Here is a 16,804-nt window from a genome sequence, read left to right as displayed (position 1 = left end):
CAACCCGGGACGAGTTGATCTTCGCGACGTTCGCGTACCCGCCAGTTTCCCGCCGCCTGCCATTGGTTTTCGCGGTCTAGCCATGGGAGGCGGACCCCGAACCATCGCGAAACTGGAGTACCACGTGACGCAGTCAAGGCGCGGCGTGCTGAAGTCGGCAGCCGCGATCACCGCGCTCAGCGCCGGACGGCTGGCCCTCGGCCCGCAGCCCGCCCTCGCATCGGAAGCGCACCACGACGGACCGCCGGTCAAGCGGCCGGACACCGTCTCGATGGCCATGCACATCCACGCGTCCTGGAGCGAGGGCACGGGAAGCATGGAAGGGCACCTCGACCAGGCCACGAAGACCGGCATCGACGTGCTCTTCTGGACCGAGCACGACTTCCGGATGGCCGAGCACGGCTACCCCGACGTGCTGCACCTGACCGGGCCGAGCGAGACCGTCAACAAGGTCGTCTGGACCTGGGCCCCGCAGTCGGCCGGCACGCTCGCCACGTCCCAGGTGACCTGGGACCCGGCCATGGCGTCGCCCGGCGACGCGGCCGTGCCCGGCTCGCTGCACCTCGCCGCACTGTCCGCGGGTCGGGAACCGGCGTCGGTCGGGGTCAAGGGCTCGGCGGCCAACACCGTCGACCAGCGGTCCGTGTACGACCAGCGGATCACCGTCGACGTGTTCCCCGCGTCGGTCTCGCCGGACAGCTACCTGACGCTGACGCTGACCACGAGCTGGCGGCCCGCCACCCACGGCCGCCCGGCCGGCCAGTACACGCTCACCTACGTCGTCGACGGCACGCAGAGCCGGTCGCGCACCCGCGACGGCATCGCCGGCACCGTGCACGTGCCGGCCCGCCAGGGTCGGTGGAACACGATCGAGCTGCGGCCCGAGGAGGACCTGGCGCGGCTCTGGCCGGACATCGAGGCCGCCGACGCCGCGATGTCCAACCTGACGCTCAGCGCGGTCAGCACGCGCGGGCGCAGCGCCGAGGGCTGGTTCGACCTGCTGCGCATCACCCGGCCCACCCGGAGCGCGGACGCCGTGCTGCGGAAGCAGGCGGAGCTGATGCGCGGGTACGCCCACCGCTTCCCGGCGGTCCGGCAGTACCAGGGCATGGAGGTGTCACTGCTCAAGCCGACCCACTTCAACTGGTACGGGCCGCGGCTGCACATGCCCACGTTCGCGCAGCCGACGCCGACCGCTGACCCGGACCCGGACGCCGCGATCGCCGCCATCGAGATGATCCACGCGGCCGGCGGGCTGGCCTCGTACAACCATCCCTTCGGCACCTCGAACCCGGCCGTGCTGCCGGTCGCGCAGCAGGACACGATGCGGGCCTCGGTCGCCGCGTCGATCGTCGCCGACAAGGCGATGGGCGCGGACATCCTGGAGGTCGGCTACCCGAGCCGCGGCGGCGTCGACCTGGACCACCACGCGCAGGTCTGGGACGTCTGCTCGCGCAACGGGCTGTTCCTGACCGGCACCGGGGTCAGCGACGACCACTCGGGCCAGGACTGGTTCGGCCAGCAGGCCAACTTCGTCACCTGGGCCTACTCCAAGAGCCGCGACCTGGACCACCTGCTCCCGTCGCTCTCGTCGGGCAACGTGTTCTTCGGCAACCCCGCCGCGTTCACCGGAACCCTCGGCCTGCTCGTCGACGGCGAGGCCCCGATGGGCTCGGTCACGGTCTCGCGGGCGCGGACGCGCAACGTGCGCATCCTGGCCGACCAGCTGCCCGCCGGCGGCACCGTCCGCGTGGTGCGGGGCACGGTCGACCTGGCCGGGCCCACCACGCCCGAGCCGGGCACGACCGTCCAGGACCTGGCCGCCGCCGAGTTCCGGCGGGGATACGTGGACCTGAAGGTCGACACGAGCGCGCCGACGTTCCTGCGGGTCGAGGTGCGCGCGGCGGGCTCGGCCACGCCGATCGCGCTGTCCAACCCGGTCTGGCTGCTGCGCGACACCCCCGCGGGCGGCATTCCCCGCCACCGCCGGGTGAGCTGAGCACACGCGGGCACGGCCGGCCTCCCGGCCGTGCCCGCGTCGCCGCTCAGGGCCAGAGCAGGTCCCGTTTCCATCCGGCCGCGTCGCGCGCGTAGCGCAGCCGGAGGTGTTTGCGGTGTTTGTCGCCCTGCCAGAACTCCACCTGCTCGGCCGCCAGGGTGCAGAGCGTCCACCGTGGATCGACGAGCGCGGGTTCGGCGGCGACGCGGGCGGTCGCCCGCTCGACGGCGAGGTCGAGGTCCCGGCGGTCCGGGAGCGGCTGACTCTGCCGGCCGAGCGAGGCCTCGGCGCGGGACCCGGCAGGGCGGGCGAGGAAATCCGCGGCGCTGAGCTCGGCCGGCTCGGGACGCACCGGTCCCCGGACGCGTACCTGTCGAGGCAGGGCCGGCCAGTAGAACGTGAGCGCCGCCGCCGGTCGCCGGAGCAGGTCCTGACCTTTCGGGGAGTCGGCGTGCACGGCGAACTGCCAGCCGTGCTCATCGACGTTCTTGAGGATCAGGACCCGGGCGGAGGGGGCACCGTCGGGGCCGACGGTGGAGAGCGTCATCGCGTGCGGCTCGCGCACACCGGCATCGACCGCGTGGGTGAGCCAGTCGAGGAAGAGCTGGTCGGGTCGCTGCGGCGCCTCGGTCGGGTCGAAGGTCGGCAACGGTCCGGCGAAGACCGGCAGGGCCCGCAGGTACGTCCGGACGTCGGTCACGGCCGGCCGACGATCAGGCGCAGCGAACCCGCGAAGGTCGGCTGGGTACGCAGGTGGGCATGGCGGGCGTCCCAGGCGCCGGAGGACAGGTCGCCGCTGAGCCGGTCGACGGCTCGGGCCGTCGCGAGCGCGTCGACGAAGCCCCACGCGGACTGCGCGGCCCGCACCGCCGGGTCCAGGAAACGCTCGGGCCGTGCGTAGTAGGCCTCCGTGAAGCCGTCCACGCAGTCGATCGGGATCGGCACCTCGACGACCTGCGTCTCGGGACCGACTGCGTCGGCGATGGTGGCGATCGCCGGGTAGCGGCGGCGTTCCGCGACGATCAGCTCCGGCGCGTACTCGGCGAGCCAGAAGCGGTCGAGCAGGTCGCCGTCGAAGGTGAGCACGACCACCGGCCCGCGGGCGACCCGGCGGAGCTCGGCCAGGCCGCGGGCGGGGTCCGCCCACTGGTGCACGGTGACGGTCGCCAGCACCGCGTCGAAGGCGTCGTCGTCGAAGGGGAGATCTTCGGCGGCGGCGTCCAGGGCGGGCACCGCGGTCGAAGGTCGCTGGGCGCGCATGCGGGCCGAGGGCTCGACCGCGACCACATAGCGGTCGTCGGGTTCGTAGGAACCGGCGCCCGCACCGACGTTGAGGACGGTACGGGCGTTGCCGAGCGCCGCGTGGATCATGGCCGCGATGCGGGGATCGGGTCGCCGCCGCTGGGCGTACCCGTGGCCGTTGGTCTCGTAGTCGAAGTCGCCTCTGATCATGCCGGGACGCTAAACCCGCACCTCGGGGTGCGGGTCAAGCCGCTTGACCCGTACCCCAGGGTGCGGGTTTAGCATCGGGCCCGTGCGGGTGGGTGAGCTGGCGCGCCGGACGGGCACGACGATCCGGGCCCTGCGCTACTACGAGTCGGTCGGGCTGGTCGTGCCGCGGCGCCTGGGCAACGGCTACCGCGAGTACGAGCCGGTCGCCGTCCGCATGGTCGCCCAGATCCGCGAGTTGATGACGCTGGGGCTCAGCGTCGAGGAGACCCGCCCGTTCGTCGAGTCGATCGCCGCCGGGTCGGACGAGGCCGACGTCTGCGCGGCCGCGCTGGCGACCTACCGCGGCACGATCACCGCCATCGAGGACCGCATCGGCAAGCTCGCCGCGCAGCGGGACGCCCTCGACGCCCGGCTCGATGCGGCCGCCGGTCGCGTGGTCACCGGCGAACCCGCCACCGCGGGCGACCCGCACGACCTGGTCGGCCGGGCCCTGCCCAAGCTGACCTTCTACGCCACCGACGGGCGGCCCGTCGACCTGTCGGCGCTCGGCCCGGGACGCAGCGTCATCTTCGTCTACCCGCTGACCGGTCGCCCCGGCGTCGACCTGCCCAACAGCCTGCTCGAGGTGCACGGCGCGCTGGGCGAGGGGGAGCAGCCGGCCTGGTTCCGCGACCACCACGCGGAGCTGCGCGCGGCCGGGGCGGAACGGGTCTACGGGCTGTCCGCACAGTCGACCGGCTACCAGCGCGAGCTCGTGCACCGCCTGCGGCTGCCGTACCCGCTGATCCCCGACCCACGCCTGACCCTGGCCTCCGCGCTCGGCCTGCCCACCTTCACCGCCGGCGACATGACGCTCTACAAACGACTGACGCTGATCGTCGCCGACGAGGTGATCGAGCACGTCTTCCACCCGATCCCGTACCCGGCCTCACACGCCCTGGACGTGCTGCGGTGGCTGACCAAGCGCCGCCCGCGCTAGTCGTCGAGGTCGTCGAGGTCGTCGAGGAAGCGTAGGGCCGCTTGGGCGTTCTCCGTGCGCCAGCTCAGCAGGACGCGGCCGAAGCCGTCCGCGGTGCGGCGTTGCTGGTCCAGGGCGGCGTGTACGTCCGTGAGGACCGCGCGTTGCGCAACGATCAGGGGGCCGAGGCCGAGGGCGCGGCGCATCCGGAGGGCGATCTTCACGAGGAGCTCCGAGCGCATGTCCCGCACGTGGGTGACCGGGCGGTCGAGCCAGTCCGCGGCCGCGGCGTGGCCGGCGGGGGTGCTGGCCACGATGGACCGCACCGGGCCGCGCGCGCCGGCCTCGGTGGACCGGGCCGCGACCAGGCCTAGCTCGGTCAGCCGGTCAATCGAGCGGTAGACCAGCGGCCGCGGGATGGCCCAGGCGCGGCCGATCTCCGCACCCTCGGCGGTCAGCGCGGCGACCGCGAACCCGTGCGTCGGCGCCTCGTCGACGAGGGCCAGCACGATCCACGTGCCGAGGGGTAGGTCGACCACGGCGCACAGCCTATGGCCCGGACCCGCTTCCGGTCCGGAGGTCCTGCCGGTAGTCTCAGAGTGACTACCGGTCGGAGGTGGTGCGCGTGCGGCCTGTCGGGAGGCTTCCGGACGGCACCGGCTACCACGCTCCGCTGGGCCGGATGGTCGCCGACGGCGACCGGGTCTGCTGCCACCTGTGTGGCCGTTTCTTCCTTTCGGTGGCCAGTCACATCCGCGTGCACGGCTGGTCGAAGGCCGACTACCTCGCGGCTTTCGGGCTCGAGCTGAGCAACCCCCTGTCCGGCGAGGCCACCCGCAAGCGGCGCGCGGCGTCGTTCACGGCCCGGTTCGCCGTCGAGCCCGCGATCCAGCGGGCCCAGCGGTTGGCCCACGACCGGGCGCGCAGCGGAGCGCTCACCGCGGCGGCGGCCACGGCCGCCCGGGGCCGGCGGCAGCCGGCCGAGCGCCGGGCCAAGACGTTGCGCACGCTCGCGGGCATCAGCCGGGCGGCGCGGGCCGAGGGCACCCGGCGCGCCGCCGCGGACCGGATGGCGCGGGTCGCGGCAGGGGTCGCCGACCGGTTCGGGTTCGCGGACTTTCCCTCGTACGTCGCCGACCGGTTGCGCCGGGGCGCGAGCATGGCGGCGATCAGCCGCGAGGCGGGCCTGCACAAGGACTGGGTGTCGCGGCAGCTGGCCGCTGTCGCGCCGGGCGTGGTGCCACCGCTGCGCGCGGACGCCCGGCTGAGGCCGGCGGCGCTCGCGCACGGGTTCGGTGACACCGCCGGCTATCTGCGGGCCCGGCACGTCGACGAACACCGCACGGTCTCGGCCATCGCGCTGGAGGCGGGTGTGACGGCGACGACCGTCCACGCGGCACTGCGCCACCATGGGCTGCGCCCGGTCGCGCACGCCACGAAGCGGCATCTCGCCGACGCCCGGGCCGCCGCGGTCGCGGAGGCGTTCGGCTATCCCACGCTCGTCGCGTACATCGCGGCCCGGCGGAGCGTCCCGCGGTCCTGGCGCGACATCGCCGCGGAATGCGGCCTACCGGAGACGACCCTGCGTCGTCATGCGGCGGCGGCGACGACCTGACCGACCGCGCGGGTGGCGAGGGCCAGGAAGCGGTGCGGTGGGTCGTCGTAGCGGTCGAGCCGCCATCCGGTGGCGACCAGGGCGGGACCGAACCGGCGCTGGTCGAGTGGGTCGTCCGGGGTCAGCGCGCGGCCGTGGCGGGCGGCCAGGGCGGCGCGTCCGTACGGGTGGAAGACGATCAGTCGTCCACCGGCGCGGGTGACGCGGGCGAGCTCGGCCAACCCGGCCTCCAGGTCCGGCAGGTGCATGACCAGGCCGGCGGCGAAGATCGCGTCGGTGGAGTCGGCCGCGAACGGCAGGCGGCGCGCGTCACCGAGGACGAGCGCCGAGCAGGACGCGCGGGCGCGGTCTGCGGCGACGGCCAGCATCTGCGGCGTGAGGTCCACGCCGGCCACGACCCCGCCGGCGCCGACCGCGGCACGCAGCGCCGGCAGTGCCCGGCCGGTGCCGCAGCCGACGTCGAGCACGCGGTGCCCGGGCCGCAGGCCCGCCTCCGCGATCGCCGCGCCGTACGCCTCGGTGTCGTCGCCGAACCTGCTGTCCCAGGTGGCGGCGCGAATGCCGAAGAAGGCGCGGCTCTCCGTCACGTACCACGGTTGCCGTGGGTCGAGACCGGGTGCGACGTGGCGGATGACGGGCCAGCCGGGGTCGTGCAGGTCGATGACGACGTCGGTGCCGTCCTCGCCCGGGGCCACCGGATGCGACCGGAGCCAGATGACCACGTGCCACGGCGCGTGCGGCGGACGGGACCGCCAGCGTGCGCCGTCGGCGACCGTGGTGCTGCGCGCGCCGCCGTTGACCCACCAGCCGTCCTCGTCGGCTTCCGGGCTCGTGTCGGTGAGGCGTACGCACGGCTGCCCGACGGCGTGCAACGTGTCGACCAGGCGGTCGGCCACCGTGGCCGCCAGCGGCGGAGGGCCGTCCACCACGACCCGACTGTGCGGGCCGGGCAGGAGCGCCGCGATCGCGTCGAGGACCTCGGACCAGCGCTGGACCTGCGCGCCGTCGAGCGCCTCCCAGGCGCGCACCGTGGGTGGCTCGGCGGTCACCGTTCCATCATGCAGGTGCGAGCTGACGAAGGCTAGATTCGCCGCGAAAGCGAGCCCATATAGCGATCACCGGTGGCAGTTGCGGCTGATAACGTCGGCCTGTCGTGCCCAGCTCTGACAATAAGGAGGACCAGCGCGTGATCACACGCTCGATACGCGGAATCGTGGCCGGCCTGGCGGTGACCGCCCTGCTGGCCGTCGGCGCTTGCGGCAACGGCGACGAGGCGACGGGCGGCATCGGCGCGCCGACGCCCGGCTCGACGGCGGTCACCGGCGACATCACCGTGTTCGCCGCGGCGTCGCTGACGGAGGCGTTCACCCAGATCGGCAAGGACTTCGAGGCCGCCAACCCCGGCACCAAGGTGGTCTTCAACTTCGCCGGCTCGTCGGCGCTCGCCACGCAGATCAACCAGGGCGCGCCGGCCGACGTCTTCGCGTCCGCGGCGCCGGCCAACATGAAGACCGTCACCGACGCCGGCAACGCCGAGGGGCAGCCGACGATCTTCGCGAAGAACCAACTGGTGATCGCGGTCGCGAAGGGCAACCCGAAGGGCATCCAGGGCCTGCCCGACCTGAGCAAGGCCGGCGTCAAGGTGGCCCTCTGTGCCGAGCAGGTGCCGTGCGGCGCGGCCGCCAAGAAGGCCCTCGCCGCGTCGGGGACTACCGTCACCCCGGTGACCCAGGAGCAGGACGTCAAGGCGGCACTGTCCAAAGTGACCCTCGGCGAGGTCGACGCGGCGCTCGTCTACCGCACCGACGCCAAGGCCGCCGCGAGCAGCGTCGACGCGGTCGAGTTCCCGGAGTCGGCGCAGGCCGTCAACGACTACCCGATCGTCGTGCTGAAGAACGCGCCCAACAAGGCGGGCGCCCAGGCATTCGTCGACTACGTGCTCTCCGACCCGGGCGAGAAGGTCCTGACAGACGCTGGTTTCCAGGCACCGTAATGACACGCACAGACGCCGCCGGAGCCCCCCGGTTCCGGCGGCGGGTCGGCCGTACCCCCGCGGTCCTGGTCGTCCCGGCGATCATCGCGCTGGCCTTCCTCGTGCTGCCGCTGGCGGGCCTGCTGGTCCGGGCACCGTGGGCGACGCTGCCCCAGCGCCTGACCGACCCGCAGGTCCTGACCGCGCTGCGGCTGTCGCTGGAGACCTCGACGCTCGCGACGCTGTTGTGCCTGCTGCTGGGCGTACCGCTGGCCTGGCTGCTGGCCCGTGTCGAGTTTCCCGGCCGGCGCATCGTCCGGGCGTTGGTGACCGTGCCGCTCGTGCTGCCCCCGGTCGTCGGGGGTCTGGCGTTGCTGCTCGTGTTCGGCCGCCGCGGGCTGGTCGGCGAATGGCTCGACCAGGCGTTCGGGCTGACGTTCGCGTTCACCACCAAGGGCGTCGTGCTGGCCGAGGCGTTCGTCGCCATGCCGTTCCTCGTCATCGCGGTCGAAGGCGCGCTGCGCGGTGCCGACACCCGCTTCGAGGAGGCCGCCGCGACCCTCGGCGCCGGCCGCTGGACCACCTTCCGCCGCGTCACGCTGCCGCTGGTCGCGCCCGGCATCGCCGCCGGTGCGGTGCTGTGCTGGGCCCGTGCGCTCGGTGAGTTCGGCGCCACCATCACCTTCGCGGGCAACTTCCCCGGGAAGACGCAGACGATGCCGCTGGCCGTCTACCTCACCCTCGAACAGGACCTCGACGGCGCGATCGTGCTGAGCCTCATCCTGCTGCTGGTGTCCGTGGTCATCCTCGCCGCCCTCCGCGACCGCTGGATCACCGCGCCATGACCGCGCCCCTCGTGGACAGCCGCATCGTCGTCGACCGGGGTGCCTTCCGGCTCGACATTCACCTGCGGATCGACCCCGGCGAGGTCGTCGCGCTGCTCGGGCCGAACGGGGCCGGAAAGACCACCGCCCTGCGTGCCCTGGCGGGGCTCGTTCCGTTGACGGACGGGCACATCCGGCTGCGCGACCGTGAGCTCGACGACGCCCGGGCCCGGCGCTGGGTGCCGCCCGAGCACCGGCCCATCGGCGTCGTCTTCCAGGACTACCTGCTCTTCCCGCACCTGACCGCGCTCGAGAACGTCGCCTTCGGCCCGCGCAGCCACGGCACGGCCCGCAAGGAGGCCCGCGTGGTCGCCGCCGCCTGGCTGGACCGGGTGGGTCTGGGTGACCACGCGCGCCGCAAGCCCCGGCAGCTCTCCGGCGGCCAGGCGCAGCGCGTCGCGCTCGCCCGCGCCCTCGCCGTCGAGCCCGAGCTGTTGCTCCTCGACGAGCCGCTCGCGGCACTCGACGCCCGCACCCGCCTCGACACCCGCGCGGAGCTACACCGGCATCTCGCGGCGCACCCCGGCGCGACCTTGCTGGTCACGCACGACCCGCTCGACGCGCTCGTGCTCGCGGACCGGCTCGTCATCCTCGAAGGCGGCCGGGTCGTCCAGGAGGGCGACGCCGCCCAGATCACGGCCCAACCACGGACCGACTACGTGGCCCGCCTCGTCGGCCTCAACCTCTACCGGGGCCGGGCAGCCGGCGGCGGTGTCGAGGTCGCCGGCGGGCTGACCCTGACGACCACCGACGCCGTCGACGGGGACGTGTTCGTCGCGTTCTCCCCGATCGCGGTCGCGGTCCACCTCGACCAGCCGACCGGCAGCCCGCGCAACACCTGGCCCGCGACGATCACCGCCGTGCAACGGCACGGCGACAACCTGCGGCTCCAGCTCGACGGGCCGATCGCCGCGGCCGCCGACGTCACTCCGGCGGCCGCCGCGCAGCTCGAGCTCGTCCCGGGTCGGCGCGTCTGGGCAGCAGTCAAAGCCACCGAGACGCGCGCCTATCCCGCGGACGCGTGACCGACGAACGACTCGAGGGCGAGCAGCGTCAGCCGCTCGGCCGTCGCGGTGCCGGGCACCGGTGAGAACAGGGCCAGGATCTGCGAGCGGTCCTCGTCGACGAGGAACTGGCAGTCGAACTCGAGCAGGCCGACCCCGGGATGCTGGATCCGCTTGCGGCGCCGGCGCAGGACCGCGACGTCGTGCAGGTTCCACAGCGCGGCGAACTCCGGGCTGTCGGCCACCAGCCGTGCGACGAGCGACCGGGCCGGGGCATCGTCGCGGCGGGTCACCGCGGCACGCAGGTCGGCGACCAGCGCGCGGGACTCCGCGGCATGGTCCTCGACCGGGTAGCCGCTCCGCGCGCCGGGCTCGCAGAACCAGCGGTAGACGACGGTCGTCCCGGTGGGCGGGCCGAAGACGGCCCGGGCCAGGCGGTTCTGCTCCAGCGTGTCGCCGAGATCGGTCATGACCTGGGCGGGCATGTCGGTCAGCGCGTCGAGGGCGGTGAGCAGCGCCGGGGCGACGTACCGGTGGTCCTGGTGGCGGTCGGGAACGGGGTGGCCGGTGAGGCGGTAGAGGTGGTCGCGCTCGTCCTGGCTCAGCCGGAGCGCCCGGGTCAACGAGCGCACCACGACCTCGGAGGGCACCGCCGTGGCCCGCCGCTGTTCCAGCCGGGTGTAGTAGTCCGTCGAGACGCCGGCCAGGGCCGCGACCTCCTCGCGCCGCAGTCCCGGGGTCCGCCGCCGGCCCGCCGTCGCCACGCCGACCTCGTCGGGGGTGAGTGCGGCCCGGCGGGTCCGCAGGAACTCCGCCAGCAGTTGAGCGTCCACCCACCAAGTGTGCTCGCCGCGGCCGCGCCAGCCAGAGTGAGACTCACTCTGCCAAGGCGCCCGGGGCCGCCGCAGGCTGGATCACGACCGATCCAACCGATCTTGGGAGCAACCCCATGTCCACCTGGTTCCTCACCGGCGCGTCCCGCGGGCTCGGTGCCCACTGGGCCGAAGCCATCCTGGACCGCGGCGACAACCTCGCCGCTGCCGCCCGCGACGCTTCGACGCTCAAGCCCCTGGCCGACCGCTATGGCGACCGGTTGCTCGCGCTCGAACTGGATGTCACGGACCGCGCGGCCGTCGATGCCGCCGTCGCCCGGGCCGAGCAGCGCTTCGACGGCATCGACGTGCTGGTCAACAACGCCGGGCACATGCTGCACGGCGCGGTGGAGGAGGTCACCGCCGAACAGGCCATCGCGCAGATGGACGTCAACTACTTCGGCGCGCTGTGGACCACCCGGGCGGTGCTGCCCGGCATGCGTCGTCGCCGCCGCGGCCGGATCATGCAGGTCTCCTCCCTCGGGGGCCTGATCGCGTACCCGGCGCTTGGCATCTACCAGGCGTCGAAATGGGCGCTGGAGGCGATGAGCCAGTCGCTGGCCGCCGAGGTCGCCGCGTACGACATCCACGTCACCCTGATCGAACCGATCATGTTCCCGACCGACCTGGCCACGGCCTCGCCCCAGTCCACCCGGGACCCCGCGTACGCGCACGCCCACGAGGCCCTCTACGCCGGCGCGGCGGGCTCCGGTTTCGCACCCGGCGACCCGGCCGCCACCGCCCAGGCGATCCTGGCCCTGGCCGACGCCCCCAACCCGCCGTTGCGGGTGCTCTTCGGCACGAACGGACTCGACGCGGTGCGCACCGAGTACGCCGGCCGACTCGCCGGGCTGGAAGAGTGGGACCACCTCTCGCGCCTGGCCCAGGGCTGAGTGACGGTCGCGCTCAGCGCCTGCTGTCGGCGATCCGGTTGAGCTCGGCGACGTCCCACCAGAACGGCCTGATGTCGGTGATCTTGCCGTCCTCGATCCAGAGCAGCTCGGTCAACAGCATCGACCAGCGGTTGCCCGCGCCGTCGAGGCCGGTCGGCTCGACGACGGCGATGACGCGATGGGGACCGTCCGCGACGAGCTCGTGGGCGGTCATCCCGTCGGCGCCGATCCCGGCGAATATCCGCTCTCGGGCCGCGTTGGCGTCGAGTCCGGTCCAGGAGCCGGGCACCGGATGGCTCTCGGGCAGCGTCAGCCGGTAGTCCGCCGGGCCGCACCGAGCCCGCCGCCGGCGATGGTCTCCGCCCGCGCCGGGTCAACGGATTGCGTCGCGAGGAGGTCGCCCGGCTCGCCGGCGTCAGCTTCGACTACTACGCCCGGCTCGAGCAGGGCCGCGTCGGCCACGTCTCCGACGCGGTGCTGAAGGGCGTCGCGGACGCCCTCAGCCTCGACGCGGCGGAGCGCCGCTATCTGCGTGATCTGCTGGCGGCGCCGCGCCGCCCGTCCACCGCCACCCCGCCGGCCCGTCGGGAGCGGGTACGGCCGACGGTCCGGCGCCTCGTGGACACCTTCGGCGACGTACCCGTCATGGTGACGGGCCGCGGCCTGGACGTCCTGGCGGTGAACGCGCTGGCCGCCGAGCTCTTCTTCGACCCCGCCGCCGAGCGGAACCTCGCCGTGTGGACCTTCCTGGTTCCAGAGGCCAGGCAGCGGTACGTCGAGTGGAGGCGGATCGCCGAGGGCATGGCGGACGGCCTACGCCTGCAGGCGGCGAGCGATCCGGGCGACGCCCGGGTGGCCGAGGTGATCGCCACCCTGCGCGAGCGCAGTGCGGACTTCCGCCTCATGTGGGCGAAGCAGGGCGCTTTCGAGTGCACCTTCGCCAGCGTGCTGATGCGCCCCCCCTGGTCGGCGAGCTCCGGCTCGACTGCGAGGCCTTCCCGGTGCCGGGCGACGCCGTCCAGCGCGTGAACGTCCACAGCGCTCCGGCGGGCTCGCCCGCCGAGGCGAAACTGGCCGAGCTCAGGTCTCTAGCGCGAGACCACTAGCCACTCCCGGGTGTGCCGGGTCGACGAGGTCGGCGTAGCCGGCGTTGTGCTCGATGAAGGCGCGCACGATCGGGCACATGATCGTGACCGTCTTGCCCTCCGTGCGGACGTCCTGGAGCACGCGTCGGATCAGCTCGGTGGCGATGCCCCGGCCGCGGAACTCGGGGAACACCGACGTGGCCCGCAGCACGAGTCGGTCGCCGCCGGCGACGTCGTAGGCGAGCCCGGCCACCTCCCGCCCCGCGGTGACGGCGGAGTAGGCGCCGGCTTCCTCGTCCTTGACGACCTCGAAGTCGAGCGCGCGGGTGGGGTCTGTCATCGGTGTTCCTTCGCTGTTTTTGTAGTGGACCAACCCGTCCATTATTGCGACGGAGCTGCCTGCCGTGAGGCGCAGACTGGACTATATAGTCCGCTCGGGGCTAGGGTTCCGAGGACCGACTACAGGAAGGCGCTGTTGATGGAAACCGATCGGGATCGTGTTGTCGCATCCGCTCGAGCTGTGCTCCCGGCCACCGAGCGCCGGCGCACGGACCTGACCACGCGGGGCTTCGCGTTCCTCGCCGACGAACCGCACAACCGCTCCGTCGGTGAAGGCCCGACGCCGACCGAGTACCTGTTGATGGCGCTCGCCTCGTGCACGGCGCAGACGCTCCGGCAGTACGTCGACTACAAGTACGACACCGCCGGCGACATCACCGTCGAGATCGACTACCACGAGCCCGCGTACGACGGTGCGGAGCGCTACCTCCAGCGCACGATCACGTTGAGCGAGGAGCCCGACCCCGACGACCTGAAGGTGATGCACGACATCGCCGAGAAGTCGCCCGTGACCCTGCTGATCCAGTTCGCCTGGAGCGTGCGTACGGAGTTCGTCGGCCCGCGCTGAAACTGGCGCCACAAACCGATTGCGTGGTGTGGTTGGGTCCGAGGTATGCAGCGTGCGACTCCCAACCAACTGAGCGAGATCGTCGACGCGGTGGCGGGCTGGCAGCACACCGGCGGGCCGGTCCAGCTTCACCCCGGTGACCTGGGGTGGAACTGCAGCCTGGGCGAGCAGGCGTTGGTCGAAGCCCTCCGGGTGTGGACCCGCGACGGGCGGATCGTGGCCGCCGGCATGGTCGACGACGACTCCGGGCTGATCCGGATGGGCATCGCGCCGAGCCTCGACGACGACGCCGCGTTCGCCGCCCAGCTCCTGGCCGACCTGTCGGACCCGGCGCTGTCCGCCGTCGAGGCCCGCTTCGGCAAAGCCTTTCGCGAGCTCCTGAGCGGCAGCGGTTGGGTGGCCGACGAGCCGTGGACACCGTTGTCCCGGGACCTGACCGAGAAGGTGGACGACAGCGGGCTGCGGATCGAGGTCATCGACGCGCACGACGTCCAGGATCGGCTCCTCCAGGACCGGGTCGCGGTGCAGCGGGCCATGTTCGCCAACTCGACGTTCACAGTGGAGCGTTGGCGCGCGATGGCCGCCGGTCCGGCCTACCGGCGGGCCAGGTGCCTGGTCGGCTACGACGGCGACGGCAACGCGGCCGCCACGGTGACGGTCTGGTCGGCGGGAGAAGGGCGACCGGGCCTGATCGAGCCCCTCGGCGTGCACAAGGACCATCGTGGCCGCGGATTCGGCCGCGCCATCACGCTGGCCGCGGCCGCCGCGCTGCGCGAGCTGGGTTCCTCCACGGCGACCGTCTGCACGCCGAGCGGCAACCACGGCGGCGTGGCGGCCTACGTCTCGGCCGGCTTCCGGCAGCTCCCGGACGCCACCGACTTCCGCCGGCCGACGGGCTGACACCGCTGACGGCTCAGCCGGCGAGGGCGTCGCCGAGCGCGGTCCGGCGGTACTGCACGGTCCGGCCGCTGCGGCTGCGGCTGACCAGGCCGGCCTCGCGGAGCACCGCGAGATGGTCGCCGACGGCGCCGAGGCTCATCCCGAGCTGGGCCACCAGCTGGCTCGTGCTGGCCGGCTCAGCGAGCGCACCGAGCAGTGCGGCCCGGGACCGCCCGATCAGGCGGTCCAGGCGGTGCGGCGACGGGCTGCCGGCGCCCGTCCAGGCCTCGGTGACGCCGCCGGCCCGGTAGACCAGCGCGTACCGGTGCGGCGGGTTCAGGCTCAGCCAACCGCCGCTGGACGCGCTCGGCACGAAGAGCAGGTCGGCGCCGACCAGCCGGTGTGACGGGCCGGGCATCGTGGTCAGGTCGATCCGCCCGTCGGCCCGCCAGCGCAGGTCGGACCGCAACCCGTCGAGCGCGCGGGCCCAGCCATAGGTGGCGAGCAGGCCCGACCGCCGGACGATGTCGCGTTCCAGGCCGGCCCGGACCCGGGGCCAGTACGGGGCGATGACCGCGTCCCAGTACGCCGCGAACGCGTCCGCCAGGCGGCCGGTGACGCCGCGGCGGCTCAGGACGGCCGGCAACGGGAGCGGCCGGCCACCGCGCTGGTCGGCGGCGCTGGCCCGCAGGTCGCGCAGGGCGCGCTCGTGCGGGGTGGCGCGCAGGGTGGCCAGCTCCTCGGCCAAGTTAGTGTCCACACCGGACGGTGGCATCGAGATCAGGTCCGGGAGCTCCCGGGTTTCGCGGATCACCGCGGCCAGCGCGCGCAGGACCGGGTCTTCGGCCAACGCGGCCCGGGCCGAGGCGACCCAGGCGGTGTCCAGGGCGGGTTCGCGCCAACCGCTCGCGACCAGCAGCGCACCGGTCAGGTTCGCGATCGGGGACATGGCGAACCGGGCCTTGGCCAGCTCGTCCGGGCCGACCCACAGCGTCGCCATCGTTTCGCCTCCGGACGAAACAATAGCGGAGGCCGGAGCGCGTCCTGGAGTCTCCGGTCCGTGACGACGTATCGGGCCCTCTTCGCCCTCCGGGAGTTCCGCGCCCTGTTCGGCTCGGGCGCGATCTCGGTGGCGGCCAAGACGATCGAGCTGCTGGCGCTGTCGGCTCTGGTCTACGCGCACACCGGATCGCCGCTGCTGGCCGCGGTCGCGTACCTCGGTGGCTTCCTGCCGCAGGCTTTGGGCGCCCTGACCCTGCTGTCACTGGCCGACCGGCTGCCGCCGCGGGCCGCGCTGGTCGGCTGGCGGCTGGCCCACGCGGCTCTGATCGCGGTCTTCGCGACCGGCCTCCTGCCGATCTGGGCCATGCTGGTGCTGATCATGGTGACCGGGGTCGGCGACGCGGTCGTCGGCGCGGTCGGCAACGCGGTCGTGGTCGACGTGCTGCCGGCCGACGCGTACGTCCTGGGCCGTTCGGCGCTCAACGCCTCGGCCGGCGCCATGCAGATCGTGGGTTTCGCGGTCGGCGGCACCATGCTGGCGCTGATCGGGCCGACCGTGGCGTTCTGGGCGGCCGCCGGCCTCGGCGCGTTCGGGGCGGCGCTCGTGCGGTTCGGGCTCCGGCATCGTCCACCCAGGACGGTCGGGCGGGCCTCGGTCGGCGCCACCTGGAGCGGCAACCGCCGACTGCTGGGGACGGCGCCGCTGCGCAACCTGTTGCTGGCGCAATGGCTGCCGAACGGCCTGATCGTCGGGGCCGAGGCGATGTTCGTGCCGTACGCCGGGAACGCGGCCGGCGCGCTCTTCGTCGGTGCGGCGGCCGGCATGCTGGCGGGAGACGTCGTCATCGGCCGGCTGGCGGGCCCACGACTGCGGGCCAGGATCGGCTTTCCCTTGTACGCGCTACTTGCCCTGCCCTACCTCGCGTTCGCCCTGCACCCCGGTGTGGTCTGGGCGACCGGTTTGGTGACGGTCGCGTCGTTCGGCTACGCGGCCACGCTGACCATCCAGGAACAGTTCGTGGCCGCCGTGCCGGAGGACCTGCTCGGTCAGGGCCTGGGCCTGGCCGGCAGCGGAATGCTGACGATGCAGGCGATCGGCGCGACGACGGTCGGCGCGGTGGCCGAGCTCGTCACGCCGGCGGGCGCGATGACGGTGGCCGCGCTGGGCTCGCTGCTGACCACTGCGGTCCTGGCCCGCGCCGGATTCGCATCGCCCGAAAAAGTTGCACAGCGTCAGAAAGCCGATGCATAGCGCACATCGGGCCGGCCGGCTTGGACACTG

The 16,804-nt window shown here is 73.4% G+C and carries 19 protein-coding genes; 11 read left to right on the top strand and 8 right to left on the bottom strand.

Annotation, left to right across the window (positions count from 1 at the left end; genetic code table 11):
• Positions 1–124 precede the first annotated feature (124 nt).
• Complete coding sequence (locus CHC05_RS30840) at positions 125–1,999, top strand: CehA/McbA family metallohydrolase domain-containing protein (RefSeq protein ID WP_144022850.1); 1,875 nt, start codon at positions 125–127, stop codon at positions 1,997–1,999.
• A 46-nt stretch (positions 2,000–2,045) separates the two neighbouring features.
• On the opposite strand, the gene CHC05_RS30835 is transcribed toward CHC05_RS30840, so the two are convergent.
• Positions 2,046–2,699 carry a pyridoxine/pyridoxamine 5'-phosphate oxidase gene (locus tag CHC05_RS30835; RefSeq protein ID WP_089254131.1) on the bottom strand — a complete coding sequence of 218 codons (654 nt, stop codon included), beginning with the start codon at positions 2,697–2,699 and terminating at the stop codon, positions 2,046–2,048.
• The gene (locus CHC05_RS30830) at positions 2,696–3,451 is read right to left on the bottom strand and encodes a class I SAM-dependent methyltransferase (RefSeq protein ID WP_089254130.1); all 756 of its coding nucleotides are present in this window, start codon (positions 3,449–3,451) and stop codon (positions 2,696–2,698) included. The genes CHC05_RS30835 and CHC05_RS30830 overlap by 4 nt, the downstream gene beginning before the upstream one ends.
• Positions 3,452–3,533: 82 nt before the next feature.
• Between CHC05_RS30830 and CHC05_RS30825 the strand changes: the two genes are divergently transcribed.
• Positions 3,534–4,430 (top strand): MerR family transcriptional regulator, encoded by an 897-nt coding sequence (locus CHC05_RS30825; RefSeq protein ID WP_089254129.1) that lies wholly within the window; start codon positions 3,534–3,536, stop codon positions 4,428–4,430.
• Here CHC05_RS30825 and CHC05_RS30820 read toward each other — a convergent pair.
• Positions 4,427–4,948: a PadR family transcriptional regulator gene (locus CHC05_RS30820; protein ID WP_218824732.1), complete on the bottom strand. Its 522-nt coding sequence runs from the start codon at positions 4,946–4,948 to the stop codon at positions 4,427–4,429. The genes CHC05_RS30825 and CHC05_RS30820 overlap by 4 nt on opposite strands.
• A gap of 86 nt (positions 4,949–5,034) precedes the next feature.
• Between CHC05_RS30820 and CHC05_RS30815 the strand changes: the two genes are divergently transcribed.
• Positions 5,035–6,024: a hypothetical protein gene (locus CHC05_RS30815; protein ID WP_089254127.1), complete on the top strand. Its 990-nt coding sequence runs from the start codon at positions 5,035–5,037 to the stop codon at positions 6,022–6,024.
• On the opposite strand, the gene CHC05_RS30810 is transcribed toward CHC05_RS30815, so the two are convergent.
• Positions 6,000–7,073: a class I SAM-dependent methyltransferase gene (locus CHC05_RS30810; protein ID WP_245871296.1), complete on the bottom strand. Its 1,074-nt coding sequence runs from the start codon at positions 7,071–7,073 to the stop codon at positions 6,000–6,002. The two genes, CHC05_RS30815 and CHC05_RS30810, sit on opposite strands and share 25 nt — an antisense overlap.
• A gap of 137 nt (positions 7,074–7,210) precedes the next feature.
• Here CHC05_RS30810 and modA point away from each other — a divergent pair, with 137 nt between their 5' ends.
• From modA to CHC05_RS30795, 3 genes are read left to right on the top strand one after another with little or no spacing between them, the layout of a single operon-like run.
• Positions 7,211–8,017, top strand: a complete 807-nt coding sequence (gene modA / locus CHC05_RS30805; protein ID WP_089254126.1) for a molybdate ABC transporter substrate-binding protein — start codon at positions 7,211–7,213, stop codon at positions 8,015–8,017.
• Positions 8,017–8,841: an ABC transporter permease gene (locus CHC05_RS30800; protein WP_089254125.1), complete on the top strand. Its 825-nt coding sequence runs from the start codon at positions 8,017–8,019 to the stop codon at positions 8,839–8,841. The genes modA and CHC05_RS30800 overlap by 1 nt, the downstream gene beginning before the upstream one ends.
• A complete protein-coding gene (locus CHC05_RS30795) occupies positions 8,838–9,905 on the top strand; it encodes an ABC transporter ATP-binding protein (protein ID WP_089254124.1) in 1,068 nt (355 codons plus the stop codon). The genes CHC05_RS30800 and CHC05_RS30795 overlap by 4 nt, the downstream gene beginning before the upstream one ends.
• On the opposite strand, the gene CHC05_RS30790 is transcribed toward CHC05_RS30795, so the two are convergent.
• Entirely contained in the window at positions 9,887–10,717 is an 831-nt protein-coding gene (locus CHC05_RS30790) for a helix-turn-helix transcriptional regulator (protein WP_089254123.1), read from the bottom strand. The two genes, CHC05_RS30795 and CHC05_RS30790, sit on opposite strands and share 19 nt — an antisense overlap.
• 116 nt (positions 10,718–10,833) lie before the next feature.
• Here CHC05_RS30790 and CHC05_RS30785 point away from each other — a divergent pair, with 116 nt between their 5' ends.
• A complete protein-coding gene (locus CHC05_RS30785) occupies positions 10,834–11,649 on the top strand; it encodes an SDR family NAD(P)-dependent oxidoreductase (protein ID WP_089254122.1) in 816 nt (271 codons plus the stop codon).
• 13 nt (positions 11,650–11,662) lie between these two features.
• Here CHC05_RS30785 and CHC05_RS30780 read toward each other — a convergent pair whose 3' ends face one another.
• Complete coding sequence (locus CHC05_RS30780) at positions 11,663–11,938, bottom strand: hypothetical protein (RefSeq protein WP_089254121.1); 276 nt, start codon at positions 11,936–11,938, stop codon at positions 11,663–11,665.
• On the opposite strand from CHC05_RS30780, the gene CHC05_RS30775 reads away from it, so the two are divergent.
• The gene (locus CHC05_RS30775) at positions 11,887–12,678 is read left to right on the top strand and encodes a helix-turn-helix domain-containing protein (protein ID WP_089254120.1); all 792 of its coding nucleotides are present in this window, start codon (positions 11,887–11,889) and stop codon (positions 12,676–12,678) included. The genes CHC05_RS30780 and CHC05_RS30775 overlap by 52 nt on opposite strands.
• A gap of 51 nt (positions 12,679–12,729) precedes the next feature.
• On the opposite strand, the gene CHC05_RS30770 is transcribed toward CHC05_RS30775, so the two are convergent.
• On the bottom strand, positions 12,730–13,074 hold the full coding sequence (locus CHC05_RS30770; protein WP_179266455.1) for a GNAT family N-acetyltransferase: 345 nt from the start codon (positions 13,072–13,074) through the stop codon (positions 12,730–12,732).
• Between the two features lie 180 nt (positions 13,075–13,254).
• Here CHC05_RS30770 and CHC05_RS30765 point away from each other — a divergent pair, with 180 nt between their 5' ends.
• Entirely contained in the window at positions 13,255–13,641 is a 387-nt protein-coding gene (locus CHC05_RS30765; RefSeq protein WP_089254118.1) for an OsmC family protein, read from the top strand.
• 45 nt (positions 13,642–13,686) lie between these two features.
• Positions 13,687–14,541, top strand: coding sequence for a GNAT family N-acetyltransferase (locus CHC05_RS30760; protein ID WP_089254117.1), 855 nt, complete (start codon positions 13,687–13,689; stop codon positions 14,539–14,541).
• A 13-nt stretch (positions 14,542–14,554) separates the two neighbouring features.
• Here the strand turns inward: CHC05_RS30760 and CHC05_RS30755 are convergent, their stop codons facing one another.
• The gene (locus tag CHC05_RS30755) at positions 14,555–15,520 is read right to left on the bottom strand and encodes an ArsR/SmtB family transcription factor (protein WP_089254116.1); all 966 of its coding nucleotides are present in this window, start codon (positions 15,518–15,520) and stop codon (positions 14,555–14,557) included.
• A gap of 60 nt (positions 15,521–15,580) precedes the next feature.
• Between CHC05_RS30755 and CHC05_RS30750 the strand changes: the two genes are divergently transcribed.
• A complete protein-coding gene (locus tag CHC05_RS30750) occupies positions 15,581–16,774 on the top strand; it encodes an MFS transporter (protein WP_089254115.1) in 1,194 nt (397 codons plus the stop codon).
• The last annotated feature ends 30 nt before the right edge of the window (positions 16,775–16,804 follow it).

It is taken from the genome of Asanoa hainanensis (assembly GCF_900188485.1).
Lineage (GTDB): Bacteria > Actinomycetota > Actinomycetes > Mycobacteriales > Micromonosporaceae > Asanoa > Asanoa hainanensis.
Note: the sequence above shows the minus strand (reverse complement) of the source record. Positions and strands in the feature narration are given on the sequence as shown.

What these genes read in the sequence shown, in the direction of transcription:
- CHC05_RS30785 (WP_089254122.1), top strand. Translation starts at nt 10,834, where the DNA reads ATGTCCACCTGGTTCCTCACCGGCGCGTCCCGCGGGCTCGGTGCCCAC.
- CHC05_RS30795 (WP_089254124.1), top strand. Translation starts at nt 8,838, where the DNA reads ATGACCGCGCCCCTCGTGGACAGCCGCATCGTCGTCGACCGGGGTGCC.
- CHC05_RS30830 (WP_089254130.1), bottom strand. Translation starts at nt 3,451, where the DNA reads ATGATCAGAGGCGACTTCGACTACGAGACCAACGGCCACGGGTACGCC.
- CHC05_RS30770 (WP_179266455.1), bottom strand. Translation starts at nt 13,074, where the DNA reads ATGACAGACCCCACCCGCGCGCTCGACTTCGAGGTCGTCAAGGACGAG.
- CHC05_RS30760 (WP_089254117.1), top strand. Translation starts at nt 13,687, where the DNA reads ATGCAGCGTGCGACTCCCAACCAACTGAGCGAGATCGTCGACGCGGTG.
- CHC05_RS30755 (WP_089254116.1), bottom strand. Translation starts at nt 15,520, where the DNA reads ATGGCGACGCTGTGGGTCGGCCCGGACGAGCTGGCCAAGGCCCGGTTC.
- CHC05_RS30800 (WP_089254125.1), top strand. Translation starts at nt 8,017, where the DNA reads ATGACACGCACAGACGCCGCCGGAGCCCCCCGGTTCCGGCGGCGGGTC.